Annotated in this window: 26 protein-coding genes; 15 read left to right on the top strand and 11 right to left on the bottom strand. The window is 63.4% G+C overall.

Annotation, left to right across the window (positions count from 1 at the left end; genetic code table 11):
* Positions 1 to 64: 64 nt before the first annotated feature.
* Positions 65 to 718 (bottom strand): hydrolase, encoded by a 654-nt coding sequence (locus IGS58_RS21665; protein WP_230522666.1) that lies wholly within the window; start codon positions 716 to 718, stop codon positions 65 to 67.
* A gap of 217 nt (positions 719 to 935) precedes the next feature.
* On the opposite strand from IGS58_RS21665, the gene IGS58_RS21660 reads away from it, so the two are divergent.
* The 7 genes from IGS58_RS21660 (at position 936) to IGS58_RS21630 (ending at position 6,125) form a co-directional block, all read left to right on the top strand.
* Positions 936 to 1,178: a hypothetical protein gene (locus tag IGS58_RS21660; protein WP_230522665.1), complete on the top strand. Its 243-nt coding sequence runs from the start codon at positions 936 to 938 to the stop codon at positions 1,176 to 1,178.
* A gap of 187 nt (positions 1,179 to 1,365) precedes the next feature.
* Positions 1,366 to 2,736 (top strand): DEAD/DEAH box helicase, encoded by a 1,371-nt coding sequence (locus tag IGS58_RS21655; protein WP_034786262.1) that lies wholly within the window; start codon positions 1,366 to 1,368, stop codon positions 2,734 to 2,736.
* Positions 2,737 to 2,980: 244 nt separating this feature from the next.
* Positions 2,981 to 3,781, top strand: a complete 801-nt coding sequence (otnI, locus tag IGS58_RS21650; RefSeq protein WP_230522664.1) for a 2-oxo-tetronate isomerase — start codon at positions 2,981 to 2,983, stop codon at positions 3,779 to 3,781.
* A gap of 88 nt (positions 3,782 to 3,869) precedes the next feature.
* Entirely contained in the window at positions 3,870 to 4,688 is an 819-nt protein-coding gene (locus tag IGS58_RS21645; protein WP_230522663.1) for a hypothetical protein, read from the top strand.
* Positions 4,673 to 5,140 carry a hypothetical protein gene (locus tag IGS58_RS21640; protein WP_230522662.1) on the top strand — a complete coding sequence of 156 codons (468 nt, stop codon included), beginning with the start codon at positions 4,673 to 4,675 and terminating at the stop codon, positions 5,138 to 5,140. The genes IGS58_RS21645 and IGS58_RS21640 overlap by 16 nt, the downstream gene beginning before the upstream one ends.
* An 83-nt stretch (positions 5,141 to 5,223) precedes the next feature.
* Positions 5,224 to 5,643: a VOC family protein gene (locus IGS58_RS21635; protein ID WP_230522661.1), complete on the top strand. Its 420-nt coding sequence runs from the start codon at positions 5,224 to 5,226 to the stop codon at positions 5,641 to 5,643.
* 110 nt (positions 5,644 to 5,753) lie between these two features.
* Positions 5,754 to 6,125, top strand: coding sequence for a TraR/DksA family transcriptional regulator (locus IGS58_RS21630; RefSeq protein WP_034786267.1), 372 nt, complete (start codon positions 5,754 to 5,756; stop codon positions 6,123 to 6,125).
* 183 nt (positions 6,126 to 6,308) lie between these two features.
* Here IGS58_RS21630 and phbB read toward each other — a convergent pair whose 3' ends face one another.
* The gene (gene phbB, locus IGS58_RS21625) at positions 6,309 to 7,055 is read right to left on the bottom strand and encodes an acetoacetyl-CoA reductase (RefSeq protein ID WP_230522660.1); all 747 of its coding nucleotides are present in this window, start codon (positions 7,053 to 7,055) and stop codon (positions 6,309 to 6,311) included.
* A gap of 219 nt (positions 7,056 to 7,274) precedes the next feature.
* Between phbB and IGS58_RS21620 the strand changes: the two genes are divergently transcribed.
* Both IGS58_RS21620 and IGS58_RS21615 read left to right on the top strand, forming a co-directional pair.
* Positions 7,275 to 7,607, top strand: coding sequence for a hypothetical protein (locus IGS58_RS21620; RefSeq protein ID WP_230522659.1), 333 nt, complete (start codon positions 7,275 to 7,277; stop codon positions 7,605 to 7,607).
* Positions 7,608 to 7,693: 86 nt separating this feature from the next.
* Positions 7,694 to 8,560 carry a universal stress protein gene (locus IGS58_RS21615; protein WP_230522658.1) on the top strand — a complete coding sequence of 289 codons (867 nt, stop codon included), beginning with the start codon at positions 7,694 to 7,696 and terminating at the stop codon, positions 8,558 to 8,560.
* A 20-nt stretch (positions 8,561 to 8,580) separates the two neighbouring features.
* On the opposite strand, the gene IGS58_RS21610 is transcribed toward IGS58_RS21615, so the two are convergent.
* The 7 genes from IGS58_RS21610 to IGS58_RS21580 form a co-directional block, all read right to left on the bottom strand.
* Positions 8,581 to 8,940: a hypothetical protein gene (locus tag IGS58_RS21610; protein ID WP_034786275.1), complete on the bottom strand. Its 360-nt coding sequence runs from the start codon at positions 8,938 to 8,940 to the stop codon at positions 8,581 to 8,583.
* Between the two features lie 196 nt (positions 8,941 to 9,136).
* Positions 9,137 to 9,703: a glycine zipper domain-containing protein gene (locus IGS58_RS21605; protein WP_070278622.1), complete on the bottom strand. Its 567-nt coding sequence runs from the start codon at positions 9,701 to 9,703 to the stop codon at positions 9,137 to 9,139.
* 126 nt (positions 9,704 to 9,829) lie between these two features.
* Complete coding sequence (locus tag IGS58_RS21600; protein WP_230522657.1) at positions 9,830 to 10,573, bottom strand: amino acid ABC transporter ATP-binding protein; 744 nt, start codon at positions 10,571 to 10,573, stop codon at positions 9,830 to 9,832.
* On the bottom strand, positions 10,570 to 11,262 hold the full coding sequence (locus tag IGS58_RS21595) for an amino acid ABC transporter permease (RefSeq protein ID WP_230522656.1): 693 nt from the start codon (positions 11,260 to 11,262) through the stop codon (positions 10,570 to 10,572). The genes IGS58_RS21600 and IGS58_RS21595 overlap by 4 nt, the downstream gene beginning before the upstream one ends.
* Positions 11,262 to 11,939: an amino acid ABC transporter permease gene (locus IGS58_RS21590; RefSeq protein WP_230522655.1), complete on the bottom strand. Its 678-nt coding sequence runs from the start codon at positions 11,937 to 11,939 to the stop codon at positions 11,262 to 11,264. Before IGS58_RS21590 ends, IGS58_RS21595 begins: the two co-directional genes overlap by 1 nt.
* 20 nt (positions 11,940 to 11,959) lie before the next feature.
* The gene (locus IGS58_RS21585) at positions 11,960 to 12,790 is read right to left on the bottom strand and encodes a transporter substrate-binding domain-containing protein (RefSeq protein ID WP_034786287.1); all 831 of its coding nucleotides are present in this window, start codon (positions 12,788 to 12,790) and stop codon (positions 11,960 to 11,962) included.
* 119 nt (positions 12,791 to 12,909) lie between these two features.
* On the bottom strand, positions 12,910 to 15,018 hold the full coding sequence (locus IGS58_RS21580) for a serine hydrolase domain-containing protein (protein ID WP_230522654.1): 2,109 nt from the start codon (positions 15,016 to 15,018) through the stop codon (positions 12,910 to 12,912).
* Between the two features lie 259 nt (positions 15,019 to 15,277).
* On the opposite strand from IGS58_RS21580, the gene IGS58_RS21575 reads away from it, so the two are divergent.
* Together IGS58_RS21575 and IGS58_RS21570 are read left to right on the top strand one after the other, a co-directional pair.
* Positions 15,278 to 16,852 carry a histidine kinase gene (locus tag IGS58_RS21575; RefSeq protein WP_230522653.1) on the top strand — a complete coding sequence of 525 codons (1,575 nt, stop codon included), beginning with the start codon at positions 15,278 to 15,280 and terminating at the stop codon, positions 16,850 to 16,852.
* Positions 16,849 to 17,550, top strand: a complete 702-nt coding sequence (locus IGS58_RS21570) for a LytR/AlgR family response regulator transcription factor (protein WP_230522652.1) — start codon at positions 16,849 to 16,851, stop codon at positions 17,548 to 17,550. Before IGS58_RS21575 ends, IGS58_RS21570 begins: the two co-directional genes overlap by 4 nt.
* Before the next feature lie 22 nt (positions 17,551 to 17,572).
* On the opposite strand, the gene IGS58_RS21565 is transcribed toward IGS58_RS21570, so the two are convergent.
* Both IGS58_RS21565 and IGS58_RS21560 read right to left on the bottom strand, forming a co-directional pair.
* Entirely contained in the window at positions 17,573 to 18,445 is an 873-nt protein-coding gene (locus IGS58_RS21565; RefSeq protein ID WP_230522780.1) for a zinc-dependent peptidase, read from the bottom strand.
* 275 nt (positions 18,446 to 18,720) lie between these two features.
* Positions 18,721 to 19,221, bottom strand: coding sequence for a winged helix-turn-helix domain-containing protein (locus IGS58_RS21560; RefSeq protein ID WP_010396453.1), 501 nt, complete (start codon positions 19,219 to 19,221; stop codon positions 18,721 to 18,723).
* A gap of 479 nt (positions 19,222 to 19,700) precedes the next feature.
* On the opposite strand from IGS58_RS21560, the gene IGS58_RS29090 reads away from it, so the two are divergent.
* The 4 genes from IGS58_RS29090 to IGS58_RS21540 all read left to right on the top strand — a co-directional run bounded on the left by IGS58_RS29090 (position 19,701) and on the right by IGS58_RS21540 (position 23,002).
* A complete protein-coding gene (locus IGS58_RS29090) occupies positions 19,701 to 19,937 on the top strand; it encodes a hypothetical protein (protein WP_070255060.1) in 237 nt (78 codons plus the stop codon).
* A gap of 408 nt (positions 19,938 to 20,345) precedes the next feature.
* Positions 20,346 to 21,347 carry an ABC transporter substrate-binding protein gene (locus tag IGS58_RS21550; protein WP_230522651.1) on the top strand — a complete coding sequence of 334 codons (1,002 nt, stop codon included), beginning with the start codon at positions 20,346 to 20,348 and terminating at the stop codon, positions 21,345 to 21,347.
* Positions 21,348 to 21,389: 42 nt separating this feature from the next.
* Positions 21,390 to 22,199 (top strand): ABC transporter permease, encoded by an 810-nt coding sequence (locus IGS58_RS21545; protein ID WP_442908377.1) that lies wholly within the window; start codon positions 21,390 to 21,392, stop codon positions 22,197 to 22,199.
* 11 nt (positions 22,200 to 22,210) lie between these two features.
* Positions 22,211 to 23,002 (top strand): ABC transporter ATP-binding protein, encoded by a 792-nt coding sequence (locus IGS58_RS21540; protein WP_034786306.1) that lies wholly within the window; start codon positions 22,211 to 22,213, stop codon positions 23,000 to 23,002.
* Positions 23,003 to 23,008: the final 6 nt, after the last annotated feature.

Genomic DNA, 23,008 nt, shown 5'->3' with positions numbered 1-23,008 from the left:
AACTCCCGAATCAGGTGAAAACACGGTCCCGCCGGCAGGCGGCGGAACCGGGCTCAGTGAATAATCAATGGCCTTCGCTGGCGTTGAACATGGATTTGGCGTAGATCAGGCCCAGGCCATAGCCACCGCCGTGCGCCACGGCTGTCGCCACCGTCTCGTTGTAGGTCTCGCCACGGACCCAGTCGCGCTGCAGTTCCAGCAAGTATTGCACGGACGTCATCGGTTGCGCACCCGCCTGCAGCATGCGCTGCATGGCCATCGCATGCGCTTCGTCGGAGACGTCGCCGCTGGCGTCGGCGATCACGTAGACCTCGAAGCCCTGCTCCAGCGCCGACAGGGCTGGTCCCACGATGCAGACGGAGGTCCACAGGCCGGCCAGCACGATCTTGCCCTTGCCGTAGCCATTCACCTTGTCGGCGATGCGCGCATCTTCCCAGGTATTCATGCTGGTGCGGTCGATCGGCGCCTGTTCCGGGAAGACGGACTGGATTTCGTCAAAAATAGGGCCGGAGAACGATTTGGCTGCCACCGTCGTCAGGATCGTCGGCACCTTGAATTCCGCCGCCGCCTTGGCCACCAGGGCTGCATTGTTACGCAGCAGGGCCAGGTCGATGGAACGGGTGGCGAACGCCATCTGTGACTGGTGGTCGATCATGATCAGGGTATGATCGTTAGGGGCCAGCAGTTTTTGTGCGGCTTGGGCGGTGGCGATAGGCATGATGTTTTCCTTAGTGAAAATAATTGAACATGAAAAAAGATGTCGTTGCATGGTGTTTCTGCTCATGCCCTTGCGTCATGCTGTGTGTGCCGGGCCAGTGCTATGCAGTATGGACGAGATACTTTGAAAACAAAAACGGAAAGAATGCGAAGTTATATTCGATTTTTTCGATGATGAAAAATAACCGCGGCGGCAGCCCGCGCATCCAGGAGAAAACATGGGATTTGAATTCAGGGTCACGGCCAGCCTGACGCCGGAACAGCGCCAGCACATCGCACCGCTGCTGGCGGCGCTGCCGCCGGCGTCAGGCGCCATGCCGGACACGGATGCCCGGCTGACGGACGCCGGCCTGTATATATGCCAGCACCTGCGCCCGGACCCGTGGCACGGCCTGGACGCCCTGCGCGCCTGGCTCGATGCGCAGGGCGTGCGCTACACCGTCGACGAGATCGACGACTAGGCGCCCTTTTCTTTACTTGCGGCATTGCAAAGCTGAAACAAAACAGGCGCGTTTTTGCCAGGCTGTTATACTTCGCGTGTGCGGCACATATGACCAGTCCCCTTGCCGCTGTCTTTCGACCCCTAATCTGATTGCCTGCGACTGGCGCCCCACGATGGCGACAGGCCGATCTCACAATAAAGTTACCATGTCCTTTTCCTCCCTCGGATTGTCCGACGCTATCGTACGTGCCGTTACCGAACACGGCTACACCGTGCCGACCCCGATCCAGTCGCAGGCGATTCCCGCCGTGCTGGCTGGCGGCGACTTGCTGGCCGGTGCACAAACCGGTACCGGCAAGACGGCCGGCTTTACCCTGCCCGTGCTGCACCGCCTGTCGACGGACGCCAATGGCGCGTCCATCACCAGCAACACCTCGACGCGCCCGATCCGCGCCCTGATCCTGGCCCCGACGCGCGAACTCGCCGCGCAGGTCGAGGAAAGCGTGCGCGCCTACAGCAAGTACACCAAATTGAACTCGACCGTGATCTTCGGCGGCGTCGGCATCAACCCGCAAATCAAGCAGCTCAAGCATGGCGTCGACATCCTCGTCGCCACGCCGGGCCGTTTGCTGGACCATATGGGCCAGGGCACCGTCGACCTGTCGAAAGTGGAAATCCTGATCCTGGACGAAGCCGACCGCATGCTGGACATGGGCTTCATCCGCGACATCAAGAAAGTGCTGGCCGTACTGCCGCCAAAACGCCAGAACCTGCTGTTCTCGGCCACGTTCTCGGAAGAGATCAAGGCCCTGGCCGACGGCTTGCTGAACAAGCCGGCCATGATCGAAGTGGCACGCCGCAATTCGACCGTCGAAGTGATCAAGCAAAAGATCCATCCGGTCGACCGCGACAAGAAGCACCCGATGCTGTCCTACCTGATCAAGTCGAACAACTGGACGCAAGTGCTGGTATTTACGCGCACCAAGCATGGCGCCAATAAACTGGTCGAGCAACTGGGCGCGGACGGCATCGGCGCCCTGGCCATCCACGGCAACAAGAGCCAGTCGGCACGCACGCGCGCGCTGTCCGAGTTCAAGGATGGCACCTTGCAAGTGCTGGTCGCCACCGACATCGCCGCGCGCGGCATCGATATCGACCAGTTGCCGCACGTCGTCAACTACGACTTGCCGAACATTCCGGAAGACTATGTGCACCGTATCGGCCGCACGGGCCGTGCCGGCGCCAAGGGCGAAGCCGTGTCGCTGGTCTGCGTGGATGAGCACGAAATGTTGAAAGACATCGAAAAGCTGATCAAGCAAACCCTGCCGCGCGAAGTCATCCCGGGCTTCGAGCCCGACCTGAACGCCCGCGCCCAGCCTGTGCAATTGCGCAGCGGCACCGGCGGCCACCGCAACAACAGCCGCGCGCCAGCCGGCGCCGTCGTGCGTGTGAAAACGGGCGGCAGCGGCGCCAAGCCACGCAGCGCCGGCCCATCGGGCGGCGGTGGCGGTGGCAACCGTTCAGGCAATGCGCCGCGTTCGGCAGCGAACCACCGTTCCGGCGGCCGCGGCCGCTAAAACGCGGCCTGAAAGCTACTGCGCGGGGCGCTATTGCGTTTGCGTTGCTCGCCGTACTCTTGTACGGCTGCGCGACTCGACGCAATATCACTCCCGCTCGCTACGCTTTCGGGCAGCGTTTGTCTTTATCAAAAAGACGATAAAAACCGTTCCAGGACTTGCTTCTGGAACGGTTTTTTTATGCACGCCACCATTTGCCGATTTGGGCTAGGATAGTATCCATCGTCCTCACCTGCGTGCTGCCATGCCGAACTTCGCTGCCAACCTCAGCATGATGTTTACCGAACTGCCCTTCCTCGACCGCTTTGCCGCCGCCAGGGAAGCGGGCTTCGATGCCGTCGAATTCCTGTTCCCCTATGCCGTCGAGGCGCGGCAGATCGCCATGCGGCTGGAACGCCACCAGCTGCAGCTGGCCGTCTTCAACTTCCCGCCCGGCGACTGGGAGCACGGCGAGCGGGGCATTGCCTGCGATCCGCGCCGGGGCGAGGAATTTCGCGGCAACGTGCAACTGGCGCTCAACTATGCGCTGGCGCTCGGGGCAAAACAGTTGCACTGCATGGCCGGCATCGTGCCGCCCGGCATGAGCCTGGAGCGGGCGCGGCAAAGCCTGATCGGCAACCTGCAATTTGCGGCCGACGCCTGCCGTCCGCATGGCATCAACGTGCTGATCGAGCCCATCAACCGCTACGACATGCCCGGTTACTTTCTGAACCATAGCCAGCAGGCGGCCGACATCATCGCCGACTGCCAGCGCAGCAACATCTTCCTGCAATACGACATTTATCACATGCAGCGCATGGAGGGCGAGCTGAGCAACACCATCCGCGCCATGCTGCCCCTGATCCGCCACATCCAGATCGCCGACACGCCGGGCCGCCACGAACCGGGCACGGGCGAGATCAACTACCGCCATCTGTTCAAGCTGCTCGACCAGGTCGGCTACGCAGGCTGGGTCGGCTGCGAATACCGCCCCGCCAGCGATACCGTCGCGGGACTGGGCTGGCGCGAGCAATTGACGGGCACAGCGGGCACGCTGGGCGCCTGATCGCAGCACGCTTGCGCCCGCACAAGGCGGACGGCGCAGGCCGGCACGACAATACCTTTCCATACAGTATTTCCTGTCGAGAGGTGCCGTGTCAAACCTGCCCGCCCGCCATCGCCGCGCCCTTTCCCTGAAGCTGTACCTGAGCCTCTTCCTGGCTGCCGTGCTGTGCGGCTGCACCACTGCGCGCCCCGAGCTGGCGCAAGTGCGCGCCCTGGCCGCCGGCACCGATGCCCTGACCGCCTTCAGCGAGCTGTCGCAGCGCCACGTGGACAGTTACCAGCGCGCCCGCCCCTATCTGTCGCCCGCCGAAGACGCACGCGAACGCCTGCTCGACGTGCAGCGCCGCGCCGCGCAGGCCGATGTCGCGCGCCTGGCGCAGGCCGTGCGCCTGTACCTGCAGGCGCTGGGCCGGCTGGCCAATGCCGATGCGTATGACGTGCAGTCCGAACTGGCTGGCGCCGGCGCCGCCATCCGCGCCTGGCCAGGCAGCGGCATCGACGACCGCCATGTCAGCGCCTATACCTTGCTGCTGCAGCAACTGTCGCGCCTGGGCGGCGCGGCCAGCCAGCAGGCGCACCTGGCGCAAGTGCTGCACGAGGGCGACGCGCCGCTGCAAGCCCTGCTGGCCGCGCTCGACAGCTTGCTGGCGCTGTACGACAAAAGCGGCGATAACGAGCGCGACATGGTGCTCGGCTTGCTCGACGTGGAAATCGCCTATGCGGACACGCCGCAGCAGCGCCTGCTGGCCGTGCTGGCGAAAAACATGCAGCAAAGCAAAACCGAGGAATACCGCCTGGTTGGCCTGCGCCATACCCTGGCGCGCCGGCAACTGGCGGCACTGGGTCGCGAACACGCGCAGCTCGCTGCCACCCTCACCACCACGGAGGCAAGATGGACGGATCGGTAGGCAGCAGCAGCGAACGCCGCGAAGCGGCTCTCAGCAGCGCCATGCGCGTCGAGCAACTGGCCGACAGCCTGTCGCAGGCGGCCGTCACCTTGCACGGCGCCGTCATGCGCGCCATCCGCAAGCGCGCCAGCCAGGGCGCCAATGGCATCAGCCACAGCCAGGCACAAGCCGTCTTCGCCCTGGAAGTGGCCTTGCGCCAGCAAGCCAACCAGCTGTATGCCGATGCCGCAGGACACACCGTGGCGGGCCTGGAAACGGCGCAGCGCCAGCTCAGCGGCCTGCTCGACACGGTGCGCCTGCGCATCGCCCGCAACGACGACGTGCGGCACTGGATCAGCCTGGCGACGAGTTTGTTGCACCTGGGCAGCGCCGTCCTCGCCGGCAATCCCGAGCGCATCCTGGGCTCCCTGGGCAAGGTGCGTGAGCGGCTGCAAGAGATGGCGCCGGACTGATTGAATTTAGCCGGCAAGCGCCTATACTGGGACGTCCCCGCCTGGCAATCGTGCCTGCGGGACGATGACCAGAGGAGACCAACATGCGTATCGAACCGTATTTGCAATTCAATGGCAATTGCGCGCAAGCGCTGGAATACTACCGCCAGCACCTGCATGGCACGGACCTGTGCCTGATGCCGTATCGCGGCTCGCCGGGCCAGGAACAAGTCAAGGAAGACTGGTACGACAAGATCATGCACGGCTCCATACAGCTGGGGGCCACCATGCTGATGGGCTCGGACGGCGGCTGCACCGAAGATGGCGCCAAGGGCATGAGTGGCTGCTCCGTCTGCCTGACCGTCGATACGCCGGAAGAGGCGGAACGGGTCTTCGACGCGCTGGCGCGTGACGGCAACATCCAGATGCCCCTGGAAGAAACGTTCTGGGCCAAACGCTTCGGCATGCTGAAAGACCAGTTCGGCGTGGCCTGGATGGTCAACTGCCTCAAGGAACCAGCATAGAACGGCCGCTGCCAGCCTGCGCCGCGTCAAACGCGGCGCGGGTGGTAGCGCAAGCAGAGCTGCCAATCTTGGACTACCATGAGGGGAGTAACCTCTACCGGGTGATGGCCATGAATGGATTGCCGCAAGACCAGCTGCAGCGCCTGCAGGGCGTGCTGGAGCAACGCAAGCTGGCGTTGCTGGAACAGATCGAGAATGAAACGGCGGAAGCGGATGCGCGCGCCTCGCTGCTCAATGAAATCGAAGCCTCGCCGGCCGACAACGCCAGCGTGCGCACCTTGAACGCCCTCGTCAGCGAAGCGGCCGAACACAACCTGGCGCAGCTGGCCATCATCAAGCACGCGCTGGCCAAGTTTGCCGATGGCAGCTACGGCCTGTGCGACAACTGCGGCGAAGCCATCGGCCTGTCGCGCCTGAACGCGCGCCCCGAAGCGCGCCTGTGCATCGATTGCCAGACGCGGCTGGAAAAAGCCCAGCGCTGAGTAGCGTGACAGTGCCATGACGGCTGCGCCACGACAAAGGGCAAGGCATCGCTGCCCTGCCCCCTGTTTTCCAGCGTGACGACCATGCTGCCAGCCGCCCCCGCCAGCGTCTGTGCGCCGGCTGGATGGACGGGTCTCCTCTACTGCCATTGCCCTGCTTCAAGTCTCCAGCTGCACGCGGGATCAACTCATGTGCTGTCCGCCATTGATGGCGATATTCGCGCCCGTGACGAAGGCCGCCTCGTCGGACGCCAGATAAGCGACCAGGGCCGCCACCTCGTCCGGTTCGCCCAATCGGCCCAGGGGAATCTGCGGCAGGATCTTCGTTTCCAGGATCTCGGCCGGCACGGCCGTCACCATCTGCGTGCGCAGATAGCCGGGCGACACCGTGTTGACGGTGATGCCGTGGCGCGCCACTTCCAGCGCCAGCGCCTTGCTGAAGCCATGCACGCCCGCCTTGGCCGCCGCGTAGTTGCACTGGCCAAACGCGCCCTTCTGGCCATTGACGGACGAGATATTGATGATGCGGCCCCAACGGTTAGCCAGCATCGGCTCGAGCACCTGCTTGCTCATGTTGAACAGGCTGTCGAGATTGGTGCGCATGACCTCGGCCCAGTGCGGCAATTCCATCTTGCGCATGCTCTGGTCGCGCGTGATGCCGGCGTTATTGACCAGCACGTCAATGCGGCCGAACTGCGCCAGCACGCTTGCCACGGCGTCGCTGCAGGCATCGAAATCGCCCACGTCGATGGCCAGCGGATGAAAATAATAACCTTGCCCATGCTGTTCGCCGAGCCAGCTTTCCACGCGGGCATTGCCCGGCGTATGCGACGCCACGACGGCAAAGCCCGCCGCATGCAGGCGGCGGCACAAGGCCGTGCCCAGGCCGCCCATGCCACCCGTGACCAGCGCTACTTTTTGCTCATTCATTGCTGTCTCTCCCGCTTGTTATGGTTGTTCTGCGTGGGATCAAGTGTAAGTGGCACTTTTGAAAGCGGCATTGCGCCATATCAAAGGCTGAGCCCGCATATAGCAGCGTCTGCCTGCGCTGCATCCATGCATGAAAAATTGTCAAAATTATACTCAGCCGTGAGGTGATGGCACCTCGGCAGGCAAGCCGTGCAGACTTTGCTTGAAGGTAAGACTCACATGGAGAACGCGATGGAAATCCAGGACGACACAGAAGCATTGAGGGACTTGTTCAACGACATCAATCCCGGCACGAGCGACGTGGAATCGGTGCATCAGGCGGAGCTCGATCCACAGCATGCGCTGGCCCTGATGGCCAATCCGAAAGCGGCGCTGAAAGCCATGGGCATCCCCGTCAGCGACGCCTCGCAAGTGCAGGTGACGATGAAGAACCGCGCCAGCCGCGCCATGCCGGAGGTGGCGCAAAAGGCGGCGCAATTGCGGCGCATCATCGTCATCGTGATTCACTACCGTAACTGCGACGCCGACATCATCATCATCGCCATGAGCTGAGGCGGCAAGCGCCGGCCGCAGTCGTGCGCGGCCGGCCCCCCGGACTGTGCCAGAATGATCCCTACTGCACAGCGAGAGGACAGGCCATGACATACAAGACCGTATTGCTCCACATCGACGACAGCGCCGGGCGCGCCGCCCGCATCGAGGCGGCGGCCAGCATCGCCCAGGCCTGTGGCGGCCACCTGACGGGCGTGGCGCTGACGGGCGTGTCGCGCCTGCTGTACCAGAACCAGCCCGACCTCGATGCGGATCCGAACCTGAGCTTGCATTTGAATTTCCTGCGGGAACGGGCGACGCGCGCCCTCGACGGTTTCGAGGCGCAGGTGCGCGCGGCCGGCGTCGCCTCGTTCGAGCAGCGCGTGCTCGACGACGAGGCGGCGGGCGGCATCAGCCTGCTGGCCCGCTATGCGGACCTGGTCGTCATCAGCCAATACAATGCCAAGGATAAATCGCCGTCCGTGATGCGCGACTTTCCCGCCTATGTGCTGCTGCATTCGGGCCGTCCCGTGCTGATCGTGCCGTATGCGCCGCCGCTGCCCCTGCTGGCGCCGCCGGCAGCGGCGCGCAATGTGCTCATTTCCTGGAACGCCAGCAAGGAAGCGAGCCGCGCCGTGAGCGCCGCCCTGCCCCTGCTGCAACGCGCCGGACAAGTCCACGTGGCCATCTTCGATGCCCAGGTGCACGCGGCCGAACATGGCGAACAGCCGGGCGCGGAACTGACGCATTACCTGGCGCGACACGGCGTGGAAGCGCGGCTGCATTTGCTCGATGGCGGGGGCGTGCGGCGCGGCGATATCGGCGAAGCGCTGCTGTCGAAGGCGGGGGACCTGTCGGCCGACTTGCTGGTGATGGGGGCGTACGGCCATTCGCGCCTGCGCGAAACCATCCTCGGCGGCGTCACGCGCACGATTCTGCAAAGCATGACGATCCCCGTGCTGATGGCGCACTAGACCTTTGGAAAGACGGCGGGCTAGCCGCCCTGCCATGGCAGGCTGCGGATCTTCGCCACCTGGCGCTGCGCCAGCCACTGCCACAGCTGCAGGGCGTCGCCCTGCGGCAGGGCCGACATGTGGCGCGGACTGGCGAGGGCGATTTCGCAATCGCGGTCCGACCATTCCTCGAAAGTGACTTCGCCTCCGCTAGCGACTTCGACCTGATACATCAAGCCATCGTCGTAGCCAAAGCGCAACAGGACGGCGGCCGGGCTGCCGTCCGGCGCGACGCCGCCACCGCGGTAGACCTCGGCCAGCGCATCGGCCAACTGTGCCGGCGAGGGCGCACAGATGTCGCGCCCATCGGCCCGTGTCAGAATGAACCATGCCTGTGTCATGACGCGACCTCCTATCCATACTCGTTAGCATGCGAGGCAAGTACTAAAGGCAGTCACCTTGGTCCAGTGTCACTTCGGGCGCGCGGAAACTATCCCTGTCGGCATTGTTTACCAATAATTACGAATACTAACAAGGATCATACCTAAATTTCATGCAGCGCGGCATTTATGCATATTGCACGGCTGGCGCGCCGATTCACGCCACCAGCACGGGAATGCTGAGCGGATCGAAATCATGCCAGTCGCCATTGGCGATCGTGCCTTCCGCTTCCTCGATATGCTCGGCGCCGAGCCGGTGCAGCGCCTCGAGCGCCCGTTCGCGCTCGTCGAGGCCGCCCAGTGCCACGGCGATCAGCATGCCCGGATGCCGCGGCTGGCGGCGGTTTTCGCCATTGCTTTCGCCATTCTTTTCGGCTTCGCCCGCGTCTTTCATCTTATTGAAACTGTAGAGCGAACCCACGTGGGCGCCCACCAGCGCCCCCACCACCGGGCCCAGCGGCCCCGTCGCCAGGGTGGTGACCGCGCCGATGCCCGCGCCCACTGCGGCCCCGACAGCCACGCCTTCCACCACGCCCTCCGGCGTTTCCTTCGCCCCCGGCGACATGTCGCGGTCGCCGCCAAGCGCATGCAGATCATGCTGCCCCGGCTGGTTGACAAAAAAGGCGCTGATGCGGCTGTCGGAAAAGCCCGCCTGGTTCAGGGCGGCGCGCGCGACGTCGATCTGCTCCTGCAACTGAAAATGACCTGCGATGATGCGTGACATGATACGGCCCTCCTCGTCGGCTGCTGGCGCACCATGCGCCGCCTCGATAGCGTGCGCCAGACAACGCCAAGTTACCGTTCGCTTACGCACACAGCCGCTTACTCCCATGCCCAATCATATGCTCACTCAAGCAGACGCGCTGAAGGGGCTGCGGATATCAGACAGGAATTGCTGTGCGCGCGCATGTTGCGGCCGCGCAAAGAATTCGCCGGGCGTGGCCCGTTCCAGCACTTGCCCATGGTCCATGAACCAGACCCGGTCCGCCACTTCGCGCGCGAAACCCATCTCGTGCGTCACGCACACCATCGTCATGCCGCCCTGCGCCAGGTCGCGCATCACTTGCAGCACCTCGCCCACCATTTCCGGGTCCAGCGCGCTGGTCGGTTCATCGAACAGCATCAGCGGCGGCTGCATGGCCAGCGCGCGGGCGATGGCCACCCGCTGCTGCTGCCCGCCCGACAGGGCTGACGGCATGGCGCGCGCCTTGTGCGCCAGGCCCACGCGTTCCAGCAGGGCCAGCGCCCGCTCTTCCGCTTCGCGCCGGGTCAGGCCGCGCAAGCGCTGCGGCGCCAGCGCGCAATTGTCCAGCACGGAAAGATGGGGAAACAGGTTGAATTGCTGGAAAACAAATCCGATATGCGAACGGAAGGCATTCACGTCCAGCCCCGGCGCATAAATGTCCTGGCCCGCCACCGTGATGCGGCCCGAAGCGATCGGTTCCAGGCGGTTGATGGTGCGGATCAGGGTCGACTTGCCGGAGCCGGACGGCCCGCACACGACCAGCACCTCGCCCTTGGCGACGTGCTCATTGATGCCGCTCAAGGCGTGATAGTCGCCATAGTATTTGTTGACGTTGTCAAAGGTGATCATGCAGCCGCTTTCAAGAGACGCGCCTGGCGCCGCTCGAGCCAGAAGGCGGCGCGCGACAGGCTGAAACACAAGACAAAATAGGTCATGCCCAGCAAGAAATACACTTGCACGGGTTTCGTCAGCACCAGGCCGTTCACTTGCGAAGCGATGAACGACACTTCGGCCAGGCCGATGATGTATCCCAGCGAGGTTTCCTTGATGGTCGAGACGAACTGGTTGACCAATGACGGCAGCATGTGGCGCAGCGCCTGCGGCAGGACGACCTGGCGCATGCTGTCCAGGTACGTCAAGCCCAGGGAACGGGCCGCCTCCACTTGCCCCTTGGGTACGGCTTGCACGCCGGCGCGCACGATTTCCGCCAGATAAATGCCGTCAAAGATGACGAGGGCCGCCAGCATGGTGCCGAACTGCCCGCTTTCGTGACCCGTGATGCTGGGCAGGAAGAAATACGCCCAGAAGATCACCAGCAGCAAGGGAATGCCCCGCACCACGTGGATCAGCGCGGCGACGGGCCAGCGCAGCAGGCGCCAGGGACTCAGGCGCGCCAGCCCCAGCAGCAAGCCAACGGGCAGGCTGAGTACCAGCGCCAGGCTGGCCAGCAGCACCGTCAGCGCGAGGCCACCCAGCGGCCCTTCGGGATAGCGGCCGACGAGAAAATACAGCCAGTAATCGTGAATGAGTTCCAGCATCAGGACACCTTCTTTTGCAGCAAGGCCGCCAGGCCCGCGATCACCAGCGAAACGGCAAGATACGCCGCGCTGGCGAAGACGAACGCTTCCACGCTGCGGAACGAGGCCGCTTCCACGCGCTGCGTCTGGTACATCAGCTCGGCCACGCCGATGACGGTGGCGATGCTGGTGTTTTGCCACAGGTTCAGGGTTTGCGACAACAGCGGCGGTGCGGCCAGCCGCAGCGCCTGCGGCACGATGCACAGGCGCATGGTGGCGAGAAAACTGAAACCCAGCGCCCTGCCCGCCTCGAATTGCTGGGCGGATATGGCGCGGATGCCGCTGCGGATGTCTTCCGCCATGTAGGCGACCGTGTACAAGGTCAGGGCCGTGACGGCGCTGACGGCTTCGATATTGCCGGCATACAAGCGCTCCTTCCAGGAGTCCGGCAACAATTCGGGCGCGCCGAAATACCAGAACAGGAAGTGGGCCAGCAAGGGCACATTGCGGATCAGCTCGACATACGCGGCGCCCAGCCCGTTGAGCAGGCGCGACGGCGCCAGGCGCAACATGGCCACGCCGCACGCCAGCGGCAGGGAAAAGAGCAAGGTAATGCCCAACAGTTGCAATGACAACAGCAGGCCGGACAGCAACCAGTCGCGATAGTCGCCGGCCAGCAAAAAGTTCAGATCAAACATGCGGAAGAGTCAGGCAAGGTTCAGGCGTCGATCTTGTCCGATTCAATTTTAAATGTGCGTTTCTGGAATTTCACATTGCTCGTCGGGCCATACCATTTGAAAAACAGCTTTTCTGCCTCGCCCGACTTTTCCAGGCCGCGCAGCACCTGGTCGACGGCTGTTTTCACCCCCGTCTCGCCCTTGCGGATGCCGAAGGCAAACACTTCCTGGCTGATGTTTTGCGGCAGCACAATGTAATCCTTTTGCGCGGCGCCCAGCTTGGCGTAGTTATTCAGCAAGGAGACTTCATCGTCGACATAGCCGACGCCCTTGCCCTGCTGCAAGCCCAAATAAGCCTGGCCCGCCGTCTCGAACGTCACCACATCCACACCAGGCACGGCCTTGCGGATATTCGGTTCCTGCGTGCCGCCCTTGACGGTCAGCACTTTCTTGCCGGCCAGGCCAGCAACCGTCGTGATATTGCTGCTTTTTTTGACCAGCACGCGCTGGCCCGTGTAAAACGTCGACAGGGAAAAATCGATCAGCGCCTCGCGTTCCTTATTGTGCGTCAGCGATGCCGTCAGGATATCGATGCGGCCCTGCTGCAATTCGGGAATGCGGGCGGCCACGGCCAGCTGCTTGATCACCGGTTTGACGCCCAGGCCCTGGGCGATGGCGCGGCACAGGTCCACTTCATAGCCGACCAGCTGGCGCGATTTGGCGTCGATAAAACTGTTCGGTTCATCCGTGCCCAGAGTGCCGCAGACCAGCTCTCCCTTCGCCTTGATACTGGCCAGCTGGTCCGCTTGCGCCACCTGGGTGAAGGCGATTGAGGTGAAAAGAAGCGCGGCGAAATGAAGACGGGTCTGCATGGAATTCCTCTGGTGAATAATGAATGCCGCCATTAGACCGCGGCACGCTTATTTCCAAAAAGGAATCTTTTCACCCATGTTTATGCAGAATTCATCTAAGGCATCAGCGAAGACATCAACTAAGGCGCCAGCGCCTTCGTCTCGCCGCCCAAGCGAATGATCGCCGCTTTTGCCCCCACGGCGCCCGGATAGCGGGGGTCGAGCTGCAGCGCCTGGCGATAGGCGGCCACCGCCTGCGGGCGCAAGCCCTGCTCCACATAAAACTCGGCCAGGCTGTCCTGCAGATTCGCGTCGCGCGGATGCAGACTGACGGCCGCCTGCAGCACGGCCATGCCTTGCGCCACGGCGCCGCTACCTTTCAAACGGTAGGCTTCCAGGTTCAGCGCCGCAGGACTGGCCGCGCCCAGCGGGTCGCGGTCCAGCGCCAGGCGCAGGGCGGCGAGGGCAGGCTCCCACTTGCCGGCGCGCAGCAGGGTCAAGCCTTGCAGCACATGCGCACGGTCGCTGAGCGGATACAGCTCCACGGCCAGGCGGCTGGCCGCCAGCGACGTATCCGTCTCGCCGCGCGCGGACGACGCTTGCGCCAGTTCCTGCAGTTCGGGCACGAAATCGGGATAGGCGCGCTGGCCGCGGAAGGCCGCGCGCAGCTGGCTATCCAGGGCGGCGATGGATGCCGAGGCGGGTGCGGCCGGCCAGGCGATGGCGGCCGTGCGGTCCCAGCTGCTCGCCAGGGCCACGATGGCCTGTTCGAAGGCGGGGTCGAAGCGCGGCAAGGCACCGGCCTTTGTACCTTGCGACAACAGGATATAGTCGCGCGCAAATGCCAGCGCGCCGCCGCGCGAGTATTGATTCAGGTCGATGCCCGCCTCGCGCAGCTGCCTGGCCATGCTGGCGCCAGCCGTGAGAAACACGCGGCCGCCTGCGGGATGGCGGGCCGCATCGATATAAGCGCGCGCCGCCTTGGCGTCAGGCGCCAGGGCCTGGCGGTTGATTTGCGTAAATGCCTCGCGCGTGGCGGCCGCATCGGCATATGCTTGATCCGTGCGCTCGGCATGCGCCCTGCCCTCCTCGAACAGGCCTTGGGCCACCCGGTAAGCGCGCTGCGCACCCGCATCGGCGATATACGTGCTCAGCTGCCACGGTTCGCCCGTGACTACTTCGAACAGGCGCTGCACGAAGGCCTCGGGATTGACGCGCTCGAGATTGGCGGCGACGGCGATGGTGAGCTTGCGCGAAGGAAAGCTGTACAGGTAGGTGACGGTTTCCGGCTGCTGGCCGCTGTGGGCGATGGCGTAGCGCCCGCCCGTCGGCAGGATTTCCCAGCCCATGCCGTAATTCGTCAAGCGGCCCGCACGCGTGGCCATCGGCTGCACCATGGCGGCCACGCTGGCCGCCGACAGGATCTTGCCGTCGTGGACGCCCCGGCCGAAGGCCAGCATGTCGGGCACGCTGGCGCGCGTGCCGCCGGCGGAAAAGCGGCTGCTGATGTCGACGAATTCGGAATTCTTCAACTCCTTGCCGGCCAGCCGGTAGCCGCGCACGCGGTGCGCGATCACGGCGTCCGGGTCATCCAGCACGGTGGCGTCCATGCCCAGCGGCCCCCACACGTGGCGCCGCATGTAGCCGCCATAGCTTTCGCCCGAAGCGCCCTCGATGACGGCGCCCAGCAAGTTGTAGCCATAGCTGGTGTAGCGGAAGCGCGTGCCCGGTTCGGCGATCAGGTCGAACTGTTCGAAGACGGCGATGGACTGGCGCGTGTCCTTGTGTTCCTTGAAATGCTGTTCCACTTTGCTGTCGCGGTAGGCGTCGATGCCGCCCAGGTGGCCCAGCAGCTGGCGCACCGTCACGGGAAACGGCTTGACGGGGAAATACGGCACATAGGTTTGCACGGGTACATCCAGGTCGATCTTGCCCTGTTCCACCAGTTGCAAGATGGCCACCGCCGTCATGGGCTTGGTGACGGACGCCAGCCGGTAGCTGGACTGGGCCGTGGCCGGCACGCGGTTTTCCAGGTCGGCATAACCGTAACCCTTCACCCATTCCACGTCGCCCTGGCTGAAACCGACGGTCACGCCCGGAATGCGTTCCGCGCCCATGCGCCGGGCCGCCCAGCCATCGAAATCCGCCAGGCGCGCGGCCAGCCCGGCGGAGGGAGCGGAGGCGGCTTGCGCCATGCCGCAGAACAGCGCCAGCGCGCCGGCGAAACCGTAGTATTTGCTGCTTTGCATAGTCATGATTCCATGGTGAGGGCCGTGTGCACAGCACGGCGCTGATGCATGGTAAATGTCTTTCACACACCGTTGGCGGGCCGTGCACGAAATGCACGCAGCCCGCACGAACGGCACCGGCGTTGATGAAAATGTTGCAAAGGGGTAGCAACGGGGTAGCACATGAGCAGCTACAATGCCCGCCATGCCCTCCCTCTTCCGCTCCCTGCTGCGGTACTGCCTTGCTTGCTGCCTGGCCGTGCCCTCTTTCGCCTGCGCCATGCATCCGCTCTGGCTGGACGAAGGCTGGCGCACCTGCGGCAACACCCCGTCCGCACCCGCCTCGCTGCAGCAGCTGGTCCAACCGGGCCTGTTGCTGTGCGTGGAGCGCGAGGTCACCCTGGCCGCCACGCCGTCGTCGACGCAGTTGCTGGTGCTGTCGGCGCTGGCTTCCAGCGAACTGTGGCTCGATGGCGACTTGATCGGCAGCAATGGCCAGCCGGCCCGCCAGGCCAGCGGGGAACGCGCGGGCGACATCGATTTCGCCATCCACCTGACGCCACAACAATTGGCCATGGGCAAGCACCACCTGCGCCTGCTGCTGTCGACGCAGCACGTGCCGGCCCACCTGGCATCGCCATTTTATGCGCTGTACCTGGTCGACCGGCAAGACTACCGCGCGGGCCTGGCCTGGTACCGGCTGCCGCCACTGCTCCTGGCCGGGGCGCTGGGCGCCGTCACAGCGCTCTTCCTGGCCCTCACGGCGCTGTACCAGCGGCAGCGTCACTGGGCCATGTTTGCCGCGCTGTGCCTGGTGGCGGCGCTGCTGCTGGTGGTGGAACTCTGGCGCAGCTTGACCGGCTACACCTATCCCTGGCACATGCCGCGCCTGTATGCCGTCAGCGCCCTGACGTGGCTGTTTTCCGCCTTGCTGCCCCTGTATTTCTATACGGCTTACCGCCTGCCGCGCTGGCCGCTGGCGGCGGCAGTGCTGCTGGCGGGCATCGCGCTGGCCGGCGCGCTGCACGTGCATTTCGACGCGCGCTGCTGGCTGATGTTTCTGACGGGCCTGGCAGCGAGCTTGGCGCTCAACCTGGGCGCCCTGTGGCGCCGCCTGCCGGGCAGCCGCGGCGGCACCTTGATCGCGCTGGCCTCGTGCGCGCTGTTCCTGCTGACGGGCAGCCAGTTTGCCGAAGGCGGCTTCGCCCTCGTCGTGTGCTTCCTGCTGCTGCCTTTATGCGCGCAATTGCTGGCGCAGCTATTGCGCGAACGCAGCAAGGCGGCGCGTGCCCAGCAGCTGGAAAACCAGCTCCTGCGTAAAAGCATGCAACCGCATTTCCTGATGAATTCCCTCAGCCTGATCAGCGAACTCAACGCACAATCGCCGCAGTCAGCCGAAACCTTCATCGAGGCGCTGGGCGCCGAGCTGCGCATGCTCAACGAATTCGCGCAGCAGCCCAGCATTGCCCTGACGCAGGAACTGGCCCTGTGCGAGAATTACCTGAGCATCATGGGCACGCGGCTGCAACAGCCGTGCAGCCTGCAACTCGATGGCGAGGCGGCGGGCATCACCGTGCCGCCCGCCATCGTGCTGACGGCACTGGAAAATGCGTTCAGCCACAACCGCTACCGCCACGGTGCGGCCTTTGTCCTGCGCATCGCACAACATGCGCAAACGCAGGTGCTTACCCTGCTCCTGCCCGCAGGCGAGCCACGCCCGCATGCGGGCGGCGGCGTGGGCGAACAGTACATCCGCGCCAGCCTGCACGCCGTGTTCGGCGATGCGGCCCGCTATGCGAGCGAACAGCATCAGGCTGGCTGGCGCCTCACCTTTACCTTGCCGGCGGCGCCATGAATGTCTTGATACTGGAAGATGAACCGCTGATCGCGCAGGGCCTCGAACGCGAGGTGCGCGCGCATTTCGGCGCGCGCCTGACGGCGCTGGCGCTGCATGACAATGTGCCGCAAGCCTTGGCCGCCCTGGCGCAAGAGCAGGGGCAGGACCAGATCGACTTGCTGCTGCTGGACTTGAACCTGCATGGCGCGGACGGCTATGACCTGCTGCGCCTGGCCCAAAATGCTTCGTTCCAGACCATCATCGTCTCGGCCCACGCGGAACGCTCGATCACGGCGTTCGAATTTGGCGTGCTCGACTTCGTCGCCAAGCCTTTCAGCCGCGAACGCCTGCACAAGGCGCTGCAACGCTATACGGGAAGGCACACGGAGGCGGCCTCGCTGGCCGTCAAGAAGCGCGGTTCCCTGGAATGGATCGCCATGGCCGACATCGACCACGTGCAAGCCGACGGCCACTACAGCAATATCGTGCTGCGCAACGGCGAACAGTGTTTTCATGACTTGCCTATCGACAAGCTCATGGCCCTGCTGCCGCCCCACTTCCTGCGCGTGCACCGCTCCTACATCGTCAACAGCCTGGGTTTCAAGCGGCTGCAGATCGCGGCAGGCGGCAAGTACGCGCTCGACACGCAGACCAGCACGGGTATCCCCGTGTCGCGCAGCAGCTATCCCGCGCTGAAACAGCGGCTGCTGGGCTGATATTGTTGAGTTAAAGCCAAACTTACCAGTGCGGCGCGTAGTTGGGGAACGGCGGGGCCATGTGCTCGGCTTCCACGGGCGGCGCCATCCAGTCGCGCGGGTCGACCTTGTAGTACTGCAAGAATTGCGCGTACAGCTCCTCGTGGTGCTCGGCCATCTGGTACGGCTTTTCAAAGAAGGTTTCCGTCGCCACGGCAAAGAATTCGGCGGGATTGGTGGCGCCGTAATGGTCCATCACGCTTTGCTGCTGGATCATGGCGTCGTGGCGCAGGTTATCGAAGTCGCGCGACAGCACGGTGGCCCAGCTGCGGTAGCTCGACACGCTCGGCAGGTAGGGCGCGCCATTCGCGGCGCCCGATTCGCTGTCAAGCTGATGCGCAAATTCATGCAGCACGACATTGTGGCCATCGCTCCAGTCGGCAGCGCCCCGCTGCACGTGGTCCCAGGCCAGCACCACGCGGCCATCGCCCCAGGATTCGCCCAGCAAGCCATTCGCCGATGGCGTCACCACGCCGCCCGGCCCCACTTCATCGCGCGTGACGATAAATTCCGTGGGATACACGAGGATGGTGTCGAGTTCCGGATACACCTGCGTCTGGCGGTTCAGCAGCAGCAAGCAAGCCTGGCCGGCAATCGTATAGCGCATCTCGTCCGTGATCTCCAGGCCGCCGCAACCGACGAATTTCTTTTGATACAGGAATTGCACGACGAGACGGCGCAATTGCTCCTGCAGCGGCGCCGGCATATGCCGGTAGACGGGAATATTATTTTCCAGCACAGCCAAGCCTTCTGCCGACAAGGGTTTCGCCAGGGCCCGCTTCAAGCGCCAGCGGGGAAACCACAGCGACAGCACGATGGCGGCCGTGACGAGGGCGATCCACAGCAGCGGATTCATGCGGCGGCCCGTTTCAGGCAAGGCAGGGGCGGACACGGTAACAAGGCGGCGTAGGCAGACAAGGACAAGCTCCTTCGAATGAACCCCGCATCGGGACGGGCGGGCAGTCCAGCCCACATGGGGTTGATTAACATCTTTTCAATCCGCCAAGATCGAAGGGCCGGCTCCAACGCCAAAAGCCGGGTTGCAACCCGGCTTTCGACATGCATATGAGAATCAAAACCACAAGCATTACGCCCGCCAGCCGCCAGACGGCCGTTCAGGCGCAATATTGTTTACTCCGCAGCCTTTTGCTGTGGCGCACCAAACAGGGCGGCAACCAGGGGATCGCGCGTCACGGGACCGCGGTTGACGCGGATGGCGTAATGCGTGTCATCGGCCAGGATGTGGAAGTGACGGCCGCTGCCTGCCATGCTTTGCTCGCGCAGGCCTGGACGGTCCTTGCGCGGTGGCGCGCCTTCGCGTTTTGGCTGAACGATGGCGGCCAGGAAGGCGCGCACGCGCTCAGGATCCGGCGTCAGCTGGTACACTGCCTTGCCCAGGTAGGTGGCGGTGCCTTCGATATAGCGGGCCAGTTCGATCACGCCCGCTTCGCGCAGGTCGCGGATGTATTTGCGGGCGCCCGATGGCGAAAACTTGAGGAACCATGCGATTTCGTCGGCCAGCATCTCGTGCAGCGACAATTCGCCGATCAGCTTTTGCATGTTTTCAATGCGGCGCAGGGTGGCCGACGTCGAACGCACGCGCTCGATCGGTGCCATGGAAATGGGATTCATGCGTTCCGGGGGGATGGGTGCTGCGCGTTCTACCATTTGCGAGCCTTTTTCGGGGCTACGAAGTTCCTGGTGCGCTGCCTTTAATTCGCTCTTCACGTGAGACTGAGTCATTGCATGCATTTGAATACTCCTTTTAAACGATTGCCGGTAGCCCGGATTGTTAAGTTCTTGGCAATTTTTATACCAGAACACCACGAATCCTGAGCGTCTGGACACAGAATGCCTGTGCCGGCGGCTACGGTCTGTGCGTTAACGAACATTAGAAGCAAGAAAGTGAAAAATATTGCCCTACTGAATTCTTTCTCTCATAGCATCTCAAAAAAACATCTAAAAACTCGGCACTCCCGCTCTGTGCTCCCATTCATGGCACAAAGTGAAATAGCGAACAGAAGCGGAAACGCCATTGCAATAAATTCAAGCTTCGCACGCGGCGCCCGCCGCCCGCATCGCGCACCTTCGACTCTTGCAAAGGAAATATCATGAAAATACCTGCCCTGTTGGCCGCCGCCTTGCTTGTCAGCCTGTCCGCCTGTAAAAAACCGGCCGAGCCGCCCCTGCCCGAAACGGCACCCAATCCCGCTTCCACCCCGCAAGTGATGCCGGCACCTGTCATGCCAGCCACGCCGGAGACAGGTCCAGGCAGCACGACGCCGCCTGCGCCGCTGACCGACCCGGCCACCGCGCCCGCGCTGCCGCCCGCCACGGCGCCGAAGTAAAGCCTGAAGACGAGGCCGCCGGACGGCGATCGATCAGGCGCCCGCGCGGCGCCGCCCCTACTCCACGGGGGAGTTACGCGTTGCCAGCCTGTCTGCAACGCGTTTTTTTACGATTGGAGTCGGCTACGCCATGAAGGTTCACCTGCAATGAACCCGCAAGCGGACATCGGACCCGTCCGCCAAAAATGCGGCAATCCGCACAGCCTTTCCCCTCCCCGTGCGGAAAGGCGGAATATCGCCATTTCCCATTTTCAATAGATCCAAATTAAACCTTTATAAACAATCACTTGCAATAAACGTCAAAATGCGCTCCACTGGCACGGAAGATGCTTTTATATTTTCATAACCGCCATCAGAGCGGCAGCCTGACCCACTATATAAAACCATCTACCTTTTGGAGACAACAGCATGGCACGCACCTTCCGCATCGCATCCTTCCTGAACACCAAGGCACTGGCCGTCGCCGTCGCACTGGCCGCGCAATTCCCGCTGGCCGTCCACGCAGCCGATACCGTACGCCTGGGCAACCTGAAATTCGCCCATTACGGCGCCGTCGCCTACATGAAGGAAATCGCGCCGAAATACGACCTGAAAATTGAAGAACGCATCTTCGCCAAGGGCCTCGACATCGTGCCGGCCATGATCGCCGGCGAAATCGACGTGTCCGCCAGCGCGCTGGAAGCGGCCATCACGGGCCGCGCCACCGGCTTGCCCGTGTACCTGGTGGGCGGCTTCGCCAAGGGCGGCGTGCAGATCGTCGGCCGTCCCGACCTGAACATCAAGGGCATCGCCGACCTGAAAGGCAAGAAAGTCGGCGTCACCCGCGGCGGCCCGCAGGAAATCCTGCTGTTTGCCGAACTGACCAAGGCCAAGCTGACCTGGTCCGACAAGCCGGGCAAGGACGTGCAGATCCTGTACATGGGCTACCCTGACTTGAACCAGGCGCTCTTGACCAAGGATATCGACGTCATGAGCCAGTCCGAGCCGTACTCGACCCAGGCGATCCACAAGAAATACGGCGCGGCCATCCTCAAGCCTTACGACACGCCGCTGGGCGAGCCCGTGCGCGCGCTGGTGATGACGGAAAAAATGTACAAGGAAAAGCCGGCCGTGGCCCAGCGCTTCATGGATTGCTTCGTCGCTGCCACGCGCGCCTTCCTGGCCGACCCGAAACTGGCGGAAAAATACGTGCGCGAATCGATGTTCAAGAACCAGATCACCACCGAGGATTACCGCGATGCCATCGACAATGCCATCTTCACGGAAGACATCACGCAAAGCCACGTGCAGCTGACCACCGACTACATGGTGAAATTCGGCGTGGGCCGCATGGCCAAAGCGCCTGTCGCCAAGGATTGGGTCAAGCTGGACCTGCTGGAAAAAGCCAAGAAGTCCCATGTACCACGCTAACCACGACCTCGCCAATCTGAAAGTATCACGATGAATATTCAAATGATGAAACGCTTCGCGCACGGCGCCGCCGTGCCCGTCGCCGTGCTGCTGTTGTGGCAAGCCATGTCGACGTTTGGCTGGATCAACCCGCAGATCCTGCCGTCGCCCGTCGCCGTGGTGGTGAAATGGTATGAATACCTGATCCCCATGGAAGCCTACACGCCCGAAGCGGGCAATTACCTGGTGTGGATGTTCTCCGGCGAACTGCCGCACGACGCCTGGGCCAGCCTGTCGCGCGTGCTGGGCGGCTTTGCCATCGGCGCCGGCCTGGCTTTGCCGCTGGGCCTGCTGATGGGCACCAACAAGGCCATCTATAAACTGTTCGACCCGCTGGTGCAGGTGCTGCGCCCGATTCCGCCGATCGCCTACATTCCGCTGGCGATCCTGTGGTTCGGCCTGGGCAACCCGCCCGCCTTCTTCCTGATCAGCATCGGTTCCTTCTTCCCCGTGCTGATGAATACCATCGCAGGCGTGCGCCAGGTCGACGGCATCTACATCCGTGCCGCGCGCAACCTCGGCGCCAGCCAGATGACCATGTTCCGTCGCGTCATCCTGCCGGCGGCCACGCCGTATATCCTGGCCGGCGCGCGCATCGGCATGGGCACGGCCTTCATCGTCGTGATCGTGGCCGAGATGATCGCCGTGAATAGCGGCCTCGGCTTCCGCATCCTGGAAGCGCGCGAGTACTTCTGGTCCGACAAGATTATCGCCGGCATGTTCACCATCGGCCTGTTCGGCCTGGCCATCGATATCGCCATGAATGCCCTGAATAATCATTTGCTGCAGTGGCACCGCGGCCTGGAACACTGAGAGGAACGGCCATGACCACGATCAATATCAATGCAGTCAATAAAATCTTCACCACGGGCGGCGCGGACGTCATCGCCCTGAAGGATATCAACCTGGAGATCGCCAGCGGCGAGTTCATCTGCCTGCTGGGCCCCTCCGGCTGCGGCAAGTCGACACTGTTGAACGCCATCGCCGGCTTTTCGCAGCCGACCTCGGGCCAGATCCTGGCCGGCGGCAAGCTGATCACCGAACCCGGTCCCGACCGCGGCATGGTGTTCCAGGAATACGCGCTGTTCCCATGGATGACCATCGAGAGCAATATCGCTTTCGGCCTGGAAATCGCCGGCAAGACGCCGGCCGAGATCAAGGAACGGGTCGACATGCTGCTGAGCATGCTGGGCTTGACGGAATTCCGTGCCCGCTACCCGAAAGACTTGTCGGGCGGCATGCGCCAGCGCGTGGCCATCGCCCGCGTGCTGGCGCTCGATTCGCCGATCATGCTGATGGATGAACCGTTCGGCGCGCTGGATGCCTTGACGCGGCGCAACCTGCAAGATGAATTGCTGAAAATCTGGAAAGTCTTCGGCACCACCATCGTGTTCGTCACGCACTCGATCGAGGAATCGATCTACCTGGCCGACCGCACCATCGTCATGACCTACCGTCCCGGCACCATCAAGCGCGACGTGGCCATCGACCTGCCCCGCCCGCGCGACCCGAGCGACCCCGAGTTCAACCGTCTGAAACGCATGCTGGGCGAGATGGTGATGGAAGAGCAGCAAAGGCACCATAACGCCGAGACCATGGCAAGTACTGCAGACTGATAGTAT

Origin of the sequence: Janthinobacterium sp. EB271-G4-7A (assembly GCF_020858075.1) — a bacterium.
Taxonomy (GTDB): Bacteria; Pseudomonadota; Gammaproteobacteria; order Burkholderiales; family Burkholderiaceae_D; genus Janthinobacterium; species Janthinobacterium lividum.
The sequence above is the reverse complement of the archived record's forward strand: the minus strand, read 5'-3'. Positions and strand labels throughout refer to the sequence as shown.